This window comes from Lentzea sp. NBRC 102530 (genome assembly GCF_030269365.1).
Classification (GTDB): Bacteria; Actinomycetota; Actinomycetes; order Mycobacteriales; family Pseudonocardiaceae; genus Lentzea.
In genome coordinates this window covers 164,954-179,819 of the sequence record NZ_BSTF01000011.1, presented here as the reverse complement: position 1 = coordinate 179,819, position 14,866 = coordinate 164,954, and the positions used below count along the sequence as shown (strand labels likewise).

General features: G+C 69.7%; 14 protein-coding genes. 8 read left to right on the top strand and 6 right to left on the bottom strand.

Annotation, left to right across the window (positions count from 1 at the left end):
- Nucleotides 1–46: 46 nt before the first annotated feature.
- On the top strand, nucleotides 47–874 hold the full coding sequence (locus tag QSK25_RS28255) for a DUF3027 domain-containing protein (protein WP_285642722.1): 828 nt from the start codon (nucleotides 47–49) through the stop codon (nucleotides 872–874).
- Nucleotides 871–3,645 carry a sacsin N-terminal ATP-binding-like domain-containing protein gene (locus QSK25_RS28250; protein WP_285642721.1) on the top strand — a complete coding sequence of 925 codons (2,775 nt, stop codon included), beginning with the start codon at nucleotides 871–873 and terminating at the stop codon, nucleotides 3,643–3,645. Before QSK25_RS28255 ends, QSK25_RS28250 begins: the two co-directional genes overlap by 4 nt.
- A 356-nt stretch (nucleotides 3,646–4,001) precedes the next feature.
- Here QSK25_RS28250 and QSK25_RS28245 read toward each other — a convergent pair whose 3' ends face one another.
- The 3 genes from QSK25_RS28245 to QSK25_RS28235 are packed head-to-tail and all read right to left on the bottom strand — an operon-like array spanning nucleotide 4,002 to nucleotide 7,225.
- Nucleotides 4,002–5,267: an MFS transporter gene (locus tag QSK25_RS28245; protein WP_285642720.1), complete on the bottom strand. Its 1,266-nt coding sequence runs from the start codon at nucleotides 5,265–5,267 to the stop codon at nucleotides 4,002–4,004.
- A 58-nt stretch (nucleotides 5,268–5,325) separates the two neighbouring features.
- Nucleotides 5,326–5,751, bottom strand: coding sequence for a MarR family winged helix-turn-helix transcriptional regulator (locus QSK25_RS28240; RefSeq protein WP_285642719.1), 426 nt, complete (start codon nucleotides 5,749–5,751; stop codon nucleotides 5,326–5,328).
- A gap of 40 nt (nucleotides 5,752–5,791) precedes the next feature.
- Nucleotides 5,792–7,225, bottom strand: a complete 1,434-nt coding sequence (locus QSK25_RS28235) for an NCS2 family permease (RefSeq protein ID WP_285642718.1) — start codon at nucleotides 7,223–7,225, stop codon at nucleotides 5,792–5,794.
- 16 nt (nucleotides 7,226–7,241) lie between these two features.
- Between QSK25_RS28235 and QSK25_RS28230 the strand changes: the two genes are divergently transcribed.
- Together QSK25_RS28230 and QSK25_RS28225 are read left to right on the top strand one after the other, a co-directional pair.
- A complete protein-coding gene (locus QSK25_RS28230) occupies nucleotides 7,242–7,508 on the top strand; it encodes a DUF2530 domain-containing protein (RefSeq protein WP_285642716.1) in 267 nt (88 codons plus the stop codon).
- A gap of 6 nt (nucleotides 7,509–7,514) precedes the next feature.
- Complete coding sequence (locus tag QSK25_RS28225) at nucleotides 7,515–8,279, top strand: ABC transporter permease (protein WP_285642714.1); 765 nt, start codon at nucleotides 7,515–7,517, stop codon at nucleotides 8,277–8,279.
- Between the two features lie 137 nt (nucleotides 8,280–8,416).
- Here the strand turns inward: QSK25_RS28225 and QSK25_RS28220 are convergent, their stop codons facing one another.
- Nucleotides 8,417–9,043 carry a superoxide dismutase gene (locus tag QSK25_RS28220; RefSeq protein ID WP_285642712.1) on the bottom strand — a complete coding sequence of 209 codons (627 nt, stop codon included), beginning with the start codon at nucleotides 9,041–9,043 and terminating at the stop codon, nucleotides 8,417–8,419.
- 86 nt (nucleotides 9,044–9,129) lie between these two features.
- Between QSK25_RS28220 and QSK25_RS28215 the strand changes: the two genes are divergently transcribed.
- From QSK25_RS28215 to QSK25_RS28205, 3 genes are all read left to right on the top strand, one after another.
- Nucleotides 9,130–10,782, top strand: a complete 1,653-nt coding sequence (locus tag QSK25_RS28215; protein WP_285642711.1) for an ABC-F family ATP-binding cassette domain-containing protein — start codon at nucleotides 9,130–9,132, stop codon at nucleotides 10,780–10,782.
- Nucleotides 10,779–11,189: a hypothetical protein gene (locus QSK25_RS28210; protein ID WP_285642710.1), complete on the top strand. Its 411-nt coding sequence runs from the start codon at nucleotides 10,779–10,781 to the stop codon at nucleotides 11,187–11,189. Before QSK25_RS28215 ends, QSK25_RS28210 begins: the two co-directional genes overlap by 4 nt.
- Nucleotides 11,190–11,251: 62 nt before the next feature.
- Nucleotides 11,252–11,503: a hypothetical protein gene (locus tag QSK25_RS28205; protein ID WP_285642709.1), complete on the top strand. Its 252-nt coding sequence runs from the start codon at nucleotides 11,252–11,254 to the stop codon at nucleotides 11,501–11,503.
- On the opposite strand, the gene QSK25_RS28200 is transcribed toward QSK25_RS28205, so the two are convergent.
- Nucleotides 11,500–12,996, bottom strand: a complete 1,497-nt coding sequence (locus tag QSK25_RS28200) for a glutamate-cysteine ligase family protein (protein ID WP_285642707.1) — start codon at nucleotides 12,994–12,996, stop codon at nucleotides 11,500–11,502. The genes QSK25_RS28205 and QSK25_RS28200 overlap by 4 nt on opposite strands.
- Before the next feature lie 209 nt (nucleotides 12,997–13,205).
- On the opposite strand from QSK25_RS28200, the gene QSK25_RS28195 reads away from it, so the two are divergent.
- Complete coding sequence (locus tag QSK25_RS28195; protein ID WP_285642704.1) at nucleotides 13,206–13,997, top strand: TrmH family RNA methyltransferase; 792 nt, start codon at nucleotides 13,206–13,208, stop codon at nucleotides 13,995–13,997.
- 30 nt (nucleotides 13,998–14,027) lie between these two features.
- On the opposite strand, the gene QSK25_RS28190 is transcribed toward QSK25_RS28195, so the two are convergent.
- Nucleotides 14,028–14,627 carry a DUF2537 domain-containing protein gene (locus QSK25_RS28190; RefSeq protein WP_285642702.1) on the bottom strand — a complete coding sequence of 200 codons (600 nt, stop codon included), beginning with the start codon at nucleotides 14,625–14,627 and terminating at the stop codon, nucleotides 14,028–14,030.
- Nucleotides 14,628–14,866: the final 239 nt, after the last annotated feature.

The following is a 14,866-nucleotide window of genomic DNA, read 5'->3' as shown; positions in this document are numbered from 1 at the left end:
GGCACGAGTTTTCGTCCCGGCGAAGTCCTGCGGCACAATTCAGTTCGTGAACGCCACGCAACTGCTCGCCGACGCCGTTGACCTCGCTCGCACCGCCGCGCAGGACGAAGCCGGCATGGAACGCGTCGGTGCTCATGTGGGGGTGCTCGGCGAAGACGAGTACTCCGTCACCCACCTCTTCGAAGCCGAGCACGCCGGCTACCGCGGCTGGACCTGGGCGGTGACCGTCGCCTACGCGGGCGAGGGCTCCCCGGTGTCGGTCAGCGAGGTCGTGCTGCTGCCCGGCCAGGACGCGCTGGTCGCCCCCGAGTGGGTCCCGTGGAGCGAACGGGTCCGCGCCGGTGACCTGGGCGTCGGCGACCTGATGCCGCCCCGCGAGAACGACCCGCGCCTCGTCGAGGCGTACGTGCAGTCCGACGACCCCGCGGTCGAGGAGGTGGCGCTGGAGATCGGCCTCGGCCGCACCCGCGTCCTGTCCCGCGAGGGCCGCCTGGACGCCGCCGACCGCTGGGCCGCCTCCGACTTCGGCCCGCGCTCCGACATGGCCCGCAGCGCTCCCGCGCACTGCGGCACCTGCGGTTTCTACACGCGGGTCGCCGGTGCGTTCGGCTCGGCGTTCGGGGTGTGCGCGAACGAGATCGCGCCTGCCGACGGCCACGTCGTGCACGTCGAGTACGGCTGCGGCGCGCACTCGCAGGTCGAGGTCGAGATGGGGTCGCTCGTGCCCGTCGCGGACCTGGTCTACGACGACGCGCAGCTCGAGGTCGTGGAGTCCGTGCCGGCTCCGGCAGCCGCTCCGGAGGCCGCCTCCGAGTCCGCCGCTGAGCCCGTCGAGGCCGCTCAGACCATCGAGGCAGCGAGCGTCTCGGAGTGACCGACCCGTTCGGCACCGAGGTCCTGCGCGCCTCGGTCCTCTCGGCGTGGCGTGGTTCGCCCACCCGCTTCCGCGAGGACGCCAACGCCGAGGAGGACCTGCGCCTCGGCGGCTACCGCGACCGGTTGCTGGTCGAACTCGCCCAGAACGCGGCCGACGCGGCGGGCGACGAGCCCGGTGTGTTGCGAATCACGTTGGTCGACGGTGAGCTGCGCGCCGCGAACACCGGTGCCCCGCTGACCGAGGCCGGTGTCGCCGCGCTGGCCTCGCTGCGGGCGTCCTCCAAGGAGTCCGGCGTCGGCCAGTTCGGCGTGGGCTTCGCGGCCGTGCTGGCCGTGTCCGACGCCCCGCGCGTGATCTCCACGTCCGGCGGTGTCGAGTTCTCCGCCGAACGCACCCGCGCCGAGGTGCCCGAACTCGCCTCCGAACGCGGCGGCGACGTGCCGGTGCTGCGCCTGGTGTGGCCGGTCTCCGAGACCGTGCCGGACGGCTTCACCACCGAGGTCAGGCTGCCGCTCAAGGTCGACCTCACGCTCCCGGACCTGGCCGAGGAGGTCCCCGACCTGCTGCTGGCGCTGCCGGGCCTGCGCCGCATCGAGGTCGGCTCCCAGTCGTGGGAGCGGTTCGTCACCGCGGACGGCGTGGTCACCGTCGGCTCGGCGCGCTGGCTGGTCGAGCGCACGGTCGGCGAACTGCCGGACGAACTCGTGCAGGGCGTCGAACACCGTCCTCAGTGGACGGTCTCGTGGGCGTACCCGCTGGACGAGCCGCTGGGTGAGGACGTGCTGCACGCGCCGACCCCGACCGACGAACGCCTGTCGCTGCCCGCCCGCCTGATCGCCACGCTGCCGGTCGAGCCGTCGCGCCGCCGCATCCTGCCGGGCCCCGCCGCGTGGTCGGTCCTGGACGCCGCCGCCGAGGCCTACCCGGCCCTGATCGCGCGGATCCCGGCCGTCGAACGCACCGCGCTGGTGCCGCTGCCCGGCTTCCCGCTGTCCGAAGTGGACGATCGACTGCGCACCGCGCTGCTGCGTTCGTTGCGCGCCGCGGCCTGGCTGCCGCTCGCCTCCGGCGAGTGGATCGAACCGTCCCGCGCCCGCGTCCTCGACGTGGGCTCCGAGGAACTGGTCGACCTGGTCGAGGACGCCCTGCCGGGCCTGCTCGACGCCGAACTCTCCGCGCCCGTGCACGCGAAGGCGTTGGCAGCACTGGAAGTCCCGCGCGTCACGACCGCCGAGGTCGTCGCCGCACTGGCCGGCGTCTCCGGTGACCCCGGCTGGTGGCGTGACGTCTACGCCGCCTTCGCGCCGCTCGCCGAGGTGGACCCGGACGTCCGCGAGGCACTCCAGTCCCTGCCCGTCCCGCTGGCCGACGGCCGCACCGTCACGGGCCCGCACACCACGCTGATCGCCGACGAACCGCTCCCCGGCCTGCGCGTCGTCCACCCGGACGCCGTGCACCCGCTGCTGGTCCGCCTCGGCGCGGTCGAAGCAGGCGCCACCGAACTGCTCGCGGACCCTTCGTTGCGCGAGAACGTGGCGCGCTCGCTGGAGGACGCCGAGGCAGGCCTCGACGGCGAGGACCTGATCGAGACGGTCCTGCGCCTCGTGGACCGCGCGGCCGTGCGAGCCGGCGAGGAACCGTGGCTCGGCGCCCTGGCCCTGCCCGACTCGGCAGGTGAATGGCACCGCGCCGACGAACTGCTGCTGCCCGACTCACCGCTCGTCGGCGTGGTCGAGGCGGACGCGTTCCCGTTGCTGTCGAAGGAGATCGCCGAGACCTACCCGCGCGCCGCCCTGGTGGCCGTGGGCGTCGTCGACGGCTTCTCCCTGGTGATCGACGACGAGCCCGCCGGACCCGACCACGACCTGCCGGACGAGTCCGCGTGGTGGTCGTCCGTCCCGGACGAACCGCGCCGCGTCGTGGCCGTGCGCGACCTGGACCTGGTCGCGGACTGGCCCGCGGCCCTGCGCCTGCTGGCGTCCGACCCGGTCACCTGGCGGGCCGTTTCCGAGCCGGACGGCTACACGGGTTGGTGGATCGCCCGGCACGCGTCGCTGGCCGGCAAGGCCCCACGCGAGTACCGGCTCGCCGAGGCGACGCTGCTGGACGGACTCTTCGACACCGTGCCTGACCTCGAGTTGGCGGAGCACGTGCTGCGCGCGGCCGGCGTCCGGTCCCGGCTGGAGATCTGGGACGACGACGATGCCGAGTTCGTGCTGGACCGCCTCGGCGACGCCGACCGCGTGATCGCGGACGCGGTGGTGCTGCGCGCCTACGCGGCACTGCCCGAAGGTGATTTCGCGCCGCCGGAACGGGTGCGCGTGCTGTCCGGTGCCGTGGCCGCCGCGGACGACGTCGTGGTGCTGGACCACCCGTGGCTGATGGGCGTCGCCCCCGCCGACCGCGTGCTGCTGGCGGACGGGTCGGAGGAACTGGCCGACCTGCTGGACCTGGCATTGGCCTCGGAGGAGTTCGACGGGTCGCCTGACCACGTCGGCGAGGTCGTGTCGTGGCGGGATCTCGGAGCTGTTCGGAAAGCCTGCGAACTGCTGGAAGTCGAGCTGCCCGATGGGGTGGTCGTCGTGCACGACTCGCTGTTCGTGGACGGTCAGCGGGTCGAGTGGTGGATGGTGGACGGGGTGCCGCACGCTGCCGACACGCCTGAGGGGTTGTCGCGGGCGTTGGCCTGGGTTGCGGGGCGGTGGGATGACCGGCACGCGTTCGCGGCGCTGATCACCGATCCGACGGCCGCGACTCTGCTGGGCTGATCACCGATCGGGGACGCCTGCGTCAGCTTGCGTTCCCTGGGGGGCGCGTTCCCGGGGTGCGTTGGCGGCTGGCGCTTGCGTGCTTCCCCTGGGGGCTCTGCCCCCAGACCCCCGGCAATCTGATCAGGGGGCCAGCGCTGCGAGCGGGCTGATGGCACGCCTGTTGCGTAGAGCGGCTGCCGGTTTCGTAGTTTGGTTGCGTTGGCGGTGGGTCCCATCACAAGTCGAGCCAAGAGCGAGCCACACCTGCCTGGGTGTGTCAAACCGCCGAAAAGCGTGGCGGTTTGACACACCCAGGCAGGTGCAGCAAGAGCTGTGGCGCGACTCGTGATGGGACCCACCGCCGAAGCCGCGCGCTAAGAGCGGCTGGCCAAGGACGGCTCGCCTTCGGCTTCGCGTTCGGTCAGGCGTTGCCTGCGCAGCCGTGGCTTCGGGATGTCGCCCCGCTTCACGAGGATGATCCACGCGGTGATCGTCACCATCATCGACACCGCGCCGCCGATGATGATCGGTGCACGGCCGTTGATCTCTCCCAGCCACCCCATCAGCGGGCCGCCCACGGGGTTCCCGCCCAGGAACACCAGCATGTAGATGCCCATCACCCGGCCGCGCATCTCGGGCTCCACGGCCAGTTGGACGGTGGCGTTGGCGGTCGTGTTGAACGTCATCATCGCGACGCCGACCGGGATCATCATCAGGCCGGTGAGCAGCATCGTCGGCATCATCCCGGAGATGATCTCCAGCACGCCGAACACCACGCCCGACCCGATGAACACGGTCATCCTGGGCGTCTTCCGCTTGGCCGCCAGCGTCGCACCGGCCAGCGTTCCCACGGCGATCAACGTCGACAGCAACCCGTACGCGTCGGCATCGCCGCCGAAGACGTTGCGGGCCATGATCGCCAGCGTCATGTAGAAGTTCATGCCGAACGTGGCGATGAAGAACACCAGCAGCATGACCGTCATCAGGTCCGGGCGGCCGCGGACGTAGCGCAGGCCCGACAGCAGTTGGCCCTTCTCGCGTGGCAGGGGGTCGGAGCGCAGCAGTTGCGCGGTCCGCATCAGCCAGATGCCGCCGACCACGCCCACGAAGCTGATGGCGTTGGCCAGGAACACCCAGCCGGTGCCGATGGCCACGATCGTCACGCCCGCGACGGCCGGGCCGATGATCCGCGCGAGGTTGAACATCATCGAGTTGATCGCCACGGCGTTGGTCAGCTGATCGCGGCCGACCATCTCCACGACGAACGACTGCCGCACGGGCGTCTCGACCGCGGAGAAGGCGCCGAGCAGCAGGCACAGCAGGTAGACGTGCCAGAGTTCGACGACCCCGAAGACGTCCAGCAACCCCAGGGCCAGGGCGCAGAGGCCCAGTGCCGACTCCAGCCAGAGCAGGAGCTTGCGCTTGTCCATGCGGTCGGCCAGCACGCCGCCCCACATCGACAGCAGCAGGACGGGCAGGAACTGCAGCGAGGCGGCGAAGCCGAGGGCGACGGGGGAGCCGTTGGACAACTCCAGGACCAGCCAGTCCTGGGCCACGCGCTGCATCCACACGCCGACCAGCGAGATGATCTGGCCGGAGGCGTAGAGGCGGTAGTTGTATATGCCTAACGATCCGAACATTCCGGTACGACGAGGTGGCGAACTGTCTGCTCCACCACCCGCGTAACCCGTCACGTTCTTACTGACCCGCCATCCTGTCGATGATGTCGGCGGCCCGTGTCAGCAGTTCCCGTTCCTCCGGGTCCAGTTCGGCCAGCCGCTTGTCCAGCCACGCTTCGCGGGCCGTGATCTCGTCCTCCAGGTACGACAAGCCTTCGCCCGTGAGCTCGACGATGGCTTGACGGCCGTCGGTGGGGTGCGGGCTGCGCGTGGCGAACCCGAACTCCTCGAGGGCGGCGATCACGCGCGTCATCGACGGCGGCTGCACGCCTTCCTTGGCTGCTAGCTCTCCCGGGGTCAGCGGCCCGCACTTGTGCAGGGTGGACAGCGCTGACACCTGCGTGAGCGACACCGAGGAGTTGGTGCGCTGCGCCCGCAGGCGACGGTTGAGGCGAACGACGGCAAGCCTCAGCCTGCTCGCCAGTCCGTGCTGATCGGTCGCCACGTAGTTAGCATACCTCACGAAATAGTTTCCTGCCGAAAGGTCAGCTCAGCAGGGCCTGGATCGGTCCCAACGAGAAGTAGACGACGAAAGCGGCCGCCACGATCCACATCAGGACGTGAATTTCGCGGGCCTTGCCGGTGAGGGCCTTGAGCAGCACGTAGCTGACGAAGCCCGCGCCGATGCCGTTCGCGATCGAGTAGGTGAACGGCATGACGACGATCGTCAGGAACGCCGGCAGGGCGATGGTGAAGTCGGTGAAGTCGATCTCACGGACCTGCATCATCATCAACGCGCCGACGATGACCAACGCCGGTGCGGCCGCCTCGATCGGCACGACCTCGTAGAGCGGCGTGAAGAACATCGCGAGCAGGAACAACACACCGGTCACGACGTTGGCCAGACCGGTCCGCGCGCCCTCCGCGATGCCGGACGCCGATTCGATGTAGACGGTGTTGGACGAACTCGAAGCCGCACCACCGGCGACGGCGCCCAGACCGTCCACGAACAACGCCTTGCTGACGTTCGGCAGCTGGCCGTCCTTGTCGATCAGGCCGGCTTCCTTGCCCAGACCGGTCATCGTGCCGACGGTGTCGAAGAAGTCGGTGAGGACCAGCGTGAACACGATCAACGCGGCGGCCAGCGCCGGAATCCGCGTCCACGCGCCGAACGACACCTCGCCGAGCAGCGACAGGTCCGGAATCCCGAAGACCTGGTCGGGCAGCGCCGGGTAGCCGAGGTTCCAGCCCTTGGCGTTGACGCCCGCCGACGGCCCGGCCTTGACCAGCGCCTCGAGGACGATCGCGAAGATCGCCGTGGCGACGATGCCGATGAGGATCGCGCCCTTGACCCGCCGCGCGAACAGCACGCCCGTGAGCACCAGGCCGACCACGAACACCAGCGTCGGCCAGCTCGCGATCGACCCGTTGATGCCGAGCCCGACCGGCACGGTGGTGTTGGCGGCGTCGGGCAGGCGGCGCACGAAGCCCGCGTCCACGAGGCCGATGAAGCAGATGAACAGACCGATGCCGACGGCGATCGCGGCCTTCAGCTCGTTCGGCACGGCGTTGAACACCGCGGTCCGCACACCCGTGACGACCAGCAGCAGCACCACGAGGCCGTTGACCAGGATCAGGCCCATCGCCTCGGGCCAGGTGACCTTGGCGGCCACCGACACGGCGACGAACGAGTTGATGCCCAGGCCTGTGGCCAGCGCGAACGGGTAGTTGGCGATCAGTCCGAAGAGGATGGTCATGACACCGGCGACCAGCGCCGTCACCGCCGCGACCTGCCCGACGGGAAGGATGTTGCCGAGCACGTCGGGGTGCGATCCGGGACCGGACGGCGCGAAGCTGCCGATGATCAGCGGGTTCAGCACGACGATGTACGCCATCGTGAAGAAGGTCACGACGCCACCGCGGACCTCGCGCGCCACGGTCGATCCGCGCTCGGAAATCTTGAAGAACCCGTCCAGCATCTGGTCTCCTAACGATGTGTCCGAACGCGACTCCACCCCACCGCACCCGCCGGCGCTGCCGCACAGGCTGGCAGACCCCGTGCCCGTAGTGCTGGGTGGTACCGCGCTGTGGTTCCTCGGACTCCTGGTCGTGGTGATCTTCGACCGCGAGAACAGCACACTGCTCTGGACGACCCTGTCCGGCGGTCTGCTCGGGATCATCGGGTACGGAGTCTTCTACTGGCAACGCCGGGCAGCGAGGCGAGGGTCACGCGGCGCCCAGCAGGGCCTCGAAGACGCGTAGCCGCCCGTGGTCCTCGTCGCCGACTGGGTCCGGCTGCTGATCGTCTGCGTCGTGTTCGTGGCCGCCGCGGCCGCGATCGCGCACTACACCGGCCTCACCAGCCCGAAGCCGTTCCTCAGTGCCGCCGTCCGCGCCGTCGTCCAGCTCGCGGCGGTCTCGGCGGTGATCACCGTCGTCCTCTCCCACCTCGGCCTCACCTGGGCGTTCCTCGTGGTGATGGCCGTCGTGGCCACCCTCACGTCGGCCCGTCGCACGGGGGCGGGGCGGAAGGGCGGCTGGGCCGCGCTCCCGATCCTCGTGGGCACCGTGCCCGCGCTCGGCCTGCTGCTCGCCATCGGCCTGCTCCCGGTCGAGGGCATCGCGCTGATCCCGGTGGGCGGCATCCTGATCGGCGGCGCGATGACCGCTACGACGTTGTCGGCGCGGCGAGCCCTCGACGCCTTGGAAGAGCGCTACGGCGAATACGAGGCCGCGCGCGCGTTGGGCTTCCACGAAAGGGCCGCGGTCTACCTGGTCATCCGGCAGCCGGCTGCCGAGGCGCTGCTGCCGCCGCTCGACCAGACCAGGACGGTCGGGCTGGTCACCCTCCCGGGTGCCTTCGTCGGCATGCTGCTCGGCGGTGCGCCGGTCTGGCAGGCCGGTGCCCTCCAACTCGTGGTTCTCCTGGCCCTGCTGGCGGTCGAAGCGGCCGCCGTGGCGACCGTGGTCGAGCTGATCGCGAGAAGTCTGATCAGGAGGACTTCCCAAGGTAGCGAAGTTAGGCTAACCTAAGTCTCGTCGCTTCGTGGTGGGAGCGGCAGTCAGTTCGGGAACGGACGAGGCCCCCCTCTGGGCAGAGGGGGGCCTCGTCGTGTTCGGCAGCGGGAGCTTGTCGGAGCATCCACTGCCGAAGCATCAGTGCCGCGGCATCATCCGGGCAGCAGCAGGCCGTTCTGGCCACCGCGGGCCGCCTCGAAGCGGGCGGAGACGTCCTCCCAGTTGACGACGTTCCACAGCGCCGAGATGTAGTCGGCCTTCAGGTTGCGGTACTGCAGGTAGTACGCGTGCTCCCAGATGTCGAACGCGAGCAGCGGCGTGACCGCGATCGACAGGTTCGAGTGGTGGTCCTTGAGCTGCAACGTGATCAGCTTCTGCGCGATCGGCTCCCAGGCGAGGATGCCCCAGCCGGAACCCTGGATCGACGACGCGGCGGCGTTGAGCTGGCCGCGGAACTTGTCGAACGAACCGAAGTGCTCGTCGATCGCGGCCGCGAGCTCGCCGACGGGCTTGTCGCCGCCGTTGGGCGAGAGGTTCTTCCACCACACCTGGTGCAGCGCGTGGCCCGCCAGGTGGAACGCCAGCGTGGTCTCGAGGCCGACGATCGAGCCGAAGGCCTCCTTGTCGCGCGCCTCCGCGATCTGCTCGATCGTGTCGTTCGCGCCCTTGACGTACGCGGCGTGGTGCTTGCCGTGGTGCAGCTCGTTGATCTCACCGATGATCGCCGGCTCGAGGTCGCCGTAGTCGTAGTCGAGATCCGGCAGCACGTACTGGCCCATGACAACTCCTGCAATCTCTTGGTACTTGCAACTTACTAGCAATAAGGGTGAGTAAACCAGTTGCGGGCGTCCGTAGCGTCGTGGGCGTGTCCGTGCTGACAGCCAGGAACATTTCGCTGTCGTTCGGTCCGAGGACCGTGATCTCGGAGGTGGATTTCGATGTTTCGCCTGGTGACCGCGTCGGCCTGATCGCGCCCAACGGCGTCGGCAAGTCCACGTTGCTCCGTCTGCTCTCCGGTGAGCTGTCACCGGAAGCCGGATCTGTCTCAACCACCGGGACCGTGGCGCACCTGACGCAGGAGACCCTCCACATTGGTGGGGAGTCGCTGCGCGACCACCTCGCCCGCCGCACCGGCGTCGCCGAGGCCGAGCAGTGGCTGCAACGCGAGGCCGAAGCGCTCGCGGACGGTGGCGGCGCCGGGTACTCCGACGCCTTCGACCACTGGACCGCCATCGGTGCCGGTGACTTCGACGAACGCGCCGAGGTCGTCTGTGGGCGCCTCGGCCTGCCCGCCGACCTGCTCGTCCACCGTGCGCCGGACGAGCTGTCAGGTGGCCAGCAGGCACGGCTGCGGTTGGCGGCCGTGCTGCTCACGCGCGCCGACGTGCTGTTGCTGGACGAACCGACCAACGACCTCGACGCGGCCGGGCTCGACCTGCTGGAGTCCCACGTCACCGGCTACCAGGGCGCGATCGTGCTGGTCAGCCACGACCGGGAGTTCCTCGCGCGCACCACGACCGCGATCGCCGAACTCGACGAGTTCAGCCACGGGCTCACCGTCTTCGGTGGCGGCTGGGACGCCTACGTCGAGGAGAAGGCGAACGCGGACCGTCGCGCCCGCGAGGACTACGAGGCGTACGAGACCAGGCGCTCCGAGCTCACCCAGCGCAGCCGCCAGGTGAAGGAGTGGTCGCGCAAGGGCGTCCGCAGGGCGACGAGCGCCAAGATGCTCAACGACGAACCGGACCGCAACGCGCGTGCGGGGCACAAGCGGGGCGCGGAGAACACGGCCGCGCGATCGTCCGTTGTGGACCGTCAGCTGGCCCGGCTGGAGGAGGTCGAGGAACCGCGCGAGGCCTGGGAACTCCGGCTCACCCTGCCGTCCGCCGGGCGGGGCAGCGCGATCGCGTTCACCCTGCGCGGGGCCGTGGTCAGCCGCGGCGACGTCACGCTCGGACCGATCGACCTCACGATCGGCGCGGGCGAGCGGTGGCGGATCTCGGGCCCGAACGGCGCGGGCAAGTCGACGTTGCTAGGCGCGCTGCTCGGCCGGATCCCCTTGCGGGAAGGTGACAGGTCCATCGGGCCGGGTGTCGTCGTCGGCGAGGTGGACCAGCTTAGGGCCGAGTTCGCGAGCGACGCCAGCGCGTTGCGGATCGTCGCGGACGCCACCGGCCTGCAGGACGTGGAGGTGCGCACGTTGCTGGCGAAGTTCCGGCTCGGCGCCGACGCGGTGCTGCGACCGGCCCGCGACCTGTCACCGGGCGAACGCACCCGCGCGGGCTTGGCGTTGCTCCAGGCCCGCGGCACGACCTGTTTGGTCCTCGACGAACCGACCAACCACCTCGACCTGCCGGCCATCGAACAGCTCGAACAGGCCTTGGAAACCTACGAAGGAACGTTGCTGCTGGTCACGCACGACCGACGGCTCGCTTCGGCCGTGCGGGTGGATCATGAGATAGAGGTCCTCGACCTTCTCACGTTTCCTCGTGTGAAGGGTGGAAGATATGACGCATGACCACCGAGGAGGACTGGCCGGTCGAACAGACCTGGTCGATGCGCAACACCCACTGGCACGCCTATGTGGAGCACACGTCACTCGATCACGCCTCTCCTCGGCAGGTTCGGCTCGAACGCACCCCTGAGGAAGTCCTGACGTCGCCGGCCGAGGTCGCCGCGTGGCTGGAGGTCAACCTCCGCAGCGCCACGCGGCCCGAGGAGACCGGCAAGAAGCGGGTCAAGGACGAACGCGACTTCACCGACTCCAACCGCGTGCACGCCTCACTGGCGTCGCGCGGCGAGTCGATCTACACGGGGGTGAAGGGCGAGCTGACGCTGGCGGTCGAGGCCGTCACGCCGGAGGAGTGCCGGACGTCCCACGACGGTGCGGACGTGGCCCCGCTGAAGTCGGGCCGCCGCCGGTAGTTCCGTGGCTCAGGACGTGCGCGGATGCACCGGCGGCGTTCTGGGCCACCCCGCTGGCCGCGGTGCCGGAACGCGGCGGCGTGCACCACGACACGCACTTCGTCACCCGCGTCACGGGAGGCGGAGAGTCCCGGCCCGACGTGCAGGGCAGGCCGGTCACGGGGACGGGCCTGCCCAGCGAGATGCCGCGGTCGTTCCAGGACGAGCTGATGACGTGGCGACTGGTCCCCGTCCTGCGAGTCCGCAGGGCGACAGTGGCAGCCGGGTCGCTCGCCCGTGCCTCTCACCGAACGAACTTGCAGGACAGGGACTAGCCGACGTGCCACGTGTGCACGGGCTCGCCCGCGTGCATCAGCTCCATGTACCGCTTGAGCATGCCGGACAGTGCGGCTTCCCTCGACATGCCCCGTTCCTCCAGCAGCGCAACGGTTTCCCGCTGCCACGACGATCCGGTGCGGCGCGCGAGGCAACGCTGCTCGATCACTCCGAGGTAGCGTTCGCGGGCCTCGTCGGAGACACCGCAGTCGCGCAGGCCGTCGTGCGCCATCGGCAGCAGGCGGCGCAGCACCAGCTCGTCCGGCGGGATCCAGCCGATGCCCGGCCAGTACAGCTGGGCGTTCATGCCGTGCCGCGCGCCGGTGTAGAGGTTCTCCTCCGCCGCCTGGAACGACATCTGAGTCCACAGTGGACGTTCCTGGGCGGTGAGCGCGCGCTGGGCGCCGTAGAAGAACGCGGCGTTGGCCATCGTGTCGAGCACCGTGGGCCCGGCGGGCAGGACCCGGTTCTCGACGCGCAGGTGCGGCACCCCGTCGACGACGTCGTAGACGGGCCGGTTCCAGCGCCAGATCGTGCCGTTGTGCAGCCGCAGCTCGGAAAGTCTCGGCGCACCGCCGGCTTCGAGGACCTCCAACGGGTCCTCGTCGTCGGTTTCCGGGAGCAGGCTGGGGAAGTAGCGCACGTTCTCCTCGAACAGGTCGAAGATCGACGTGATCCACCGTTCACCGAACCACACGCGCGGCCGGACGCCCTGGTTCTTGAGCTCGTCCGGACGGGTGTCGGTGGCCTGCTCGAACAGCGGGATCCGGGTCTCGTGCCAGAGCGCCTTCCCCAGCAGGAAAGCCGAGTTCGCGGCGATGGCGACCTGCACCCCCGCGAGGCACTGGGCGGCGTTCCAGTGCGCGGCGAAGTGCGTCGGCTCGACCTGCAGGTGCAGCTGCACCGAGGTGCACGCGGCCTCCGGCAGGATCGACTCCGCGTAGCTCAGCAGCTTCTCCGGAGTCTTGCCCGGCATCGCCGGGCCTTCCATGCGCAGCACCATCTCCTCGCCACGGGCCTTGAAGATGGTGTCGTTGAGCAACGCGTAGCGCGGCGCCTCGGAGAGCCACTTGCGGTCGAAGTGCCGCTCCCGCAACGTGGGCAGCACTCCGATCATGGCGAGGTTGGCGCCGACGTCGTTGGCCTTGGAGTCCGCGTTGTCGAGCGACTGCCTGAGTTCTTCCTCCAGGCCGAGCATCTCGCCCCCCGCGAGCTCACGAGGGGGAACGTTGATCTCCAGGTTCTGCTGACCCAGTTCCAGCGTGTAGGACGGGTCGTCGATCTTCTCCAGCACCTCCGAGTTCGCCATCGCCGGCCGCATCGCGTCGTCGACGAGGTTCAACTCGATTTCGAGCCCCATCTGCCGACGGGGAAAGGAAAACGTGTCTTCGGCCAGCATCGTGGCCAGTGCGTCGAGACTCCGCTGCATCTTCTCCCGGTAACGCTGGCGGTCGTCTCTGGTGAAAGTGCGGCTGGACACTTCACTTCCCATGCCGCTACCCCTTCGCTCGGCGCCGGTGGGCGCGGGCCAGGCGGAACGCCCAACGTGACACAGCGGAAACCTCCTTTACATCGCCCAAATCGGTGCTCTCTGTCACGTCGAGGTAACAACCAGCGATCATCCGCTGGTCGGGCGTGCGAGGTTCCGCCCTCCGGACTACCTCGCCTGTTCCACACCGGCCAGGATGCGAAACTTCCGGCGTGGCAGACGTGATCGAGATCAACGACCCGGCCGACCCCCGGCTCGACGACTTCCGCGACCTCTCGACGGCCGACCGCAGGCCGGACCGCCCGGGAGGACGAGGCCTGGTCATCGCCGAGGGCGTGGTGGTCGTGGAACGTCTGCTGGCGTCGCCCTACCCCGTGCGCGGGCTGCTCGGGGTGCGCCGCCGAATCGAGGCACTCGACCTTTCTGACCTGGACGTTCCCGCCTACGTGACCTCAGCAGAGGTTATGGCGTCGGTCGTCGGTTTCCACTTGAACCGGGGTGTACTGGCGGCCGCCGACCGGGCACCAGCGGTCTCGTTCGACGCGCTGGTGTCCTCGGCTCGCCGCCTCGCCGTGCTGGAGGGCGTGGGGGACCACGAGAACCTCGGATCGATCTTCCGCAACGCCGCCGCCCTGGGCGTGGACGGGGTGGTGCTGGGGCCCGGCTGCAGCGATCCGCTCTACCGCCGCAGCGTGCGCGTCTCGATGGGGCACGTGCTGCGCGTGCCGTTCGCTACCACGGATGAGTGGCCCGCGGCGCTGAACCTGTTGCGGCAAAAGGGTTACACGGTTGCCGCTCTGACGCCCCGGGCATCCGCTCTGCATCTTGCAGATGCGGGGTTGCGCGGGCGGAGAGTCGCCGTGTTGCTGGGGTCCGAGGGGCCGGGGCTGACCGACGAGGCCATCGATGCCGCCGACCTGGCGGTGCGGATCCCCATGTCGTCCGGGGTGGATTCGTTGAACGTGGCCACGGCCGGGGCCGTGGCGTTCTACGCGTTGCTCTGAGATCTGTGGTCGGGGTTCGGGGTTCGGGGTTCAGAGCAGAGTCAGGATCAGGGAGAGCCAGGCCACGACGACTCCCGTCACGACTCCGTAGGCGACCCAGCGCCACACCGGGACCTTGCGGCCCAGCCAGACGCTCGGGGCGAGGCCGCCGACCACGAGGACGTTCGCCACCAGCGCCAGCCAGCGGCTCGTCTCGCCCAGACCGAGCGAGAGGGACACGACCGTCACCGTGACGATGGCCGCGGTGATCAGGCTGACCGTGAGGCCCGTGCCCCACGGGGTGGGTTCCGGGGCCGGCTCGGGCTCCGCGACGTGCTCGGGTTCTTCCGGCTGTTCGGGGGCGTCGACGCTCACCAACTCGCCGCTCACCGGGTCGGTGTAGCTGACCTGGGAGTTCATCACGGTGGCGATCCGGATCGCGAGTTGCTTGCCCCGGCGGGCGATCAGGGCGTTCGCCACGCCGTCCTGCGGGGTTTCGGTGCGGGTGACCGCTTCGGCCACCTTCGCCCACTCGTGGAGGGCTTCGGCCAGATCGGCGCCCAGGGGCAGGCTGTGCGGGTCGACCTCGCGTTCGCCGGACTCGTCTTCGCCGGCGAGCACGGCGCGGCCGTCCCGGACTCGCAACTCCACTGGGCCCTCCTCGGGGGTCTGTCGCGTTCGTGGCAGAACCTATCGGACGGTGGTGGTGGGGTGCGTCGCCAATGCGGTGGTCGGGTTTGGTGCAGGGCCTTGAGCCGAGCTGTGGTTTCGGCATCGCCGCTGGCGCGTCGGATGGGGATCGGGGCTTGACTTTGGGCCCTTGCGAGGCGCTGGGTGCTCACGTCACCGATACCGGCTCGACGGTTCAGCCAGGACCGACGCCTCGCCTG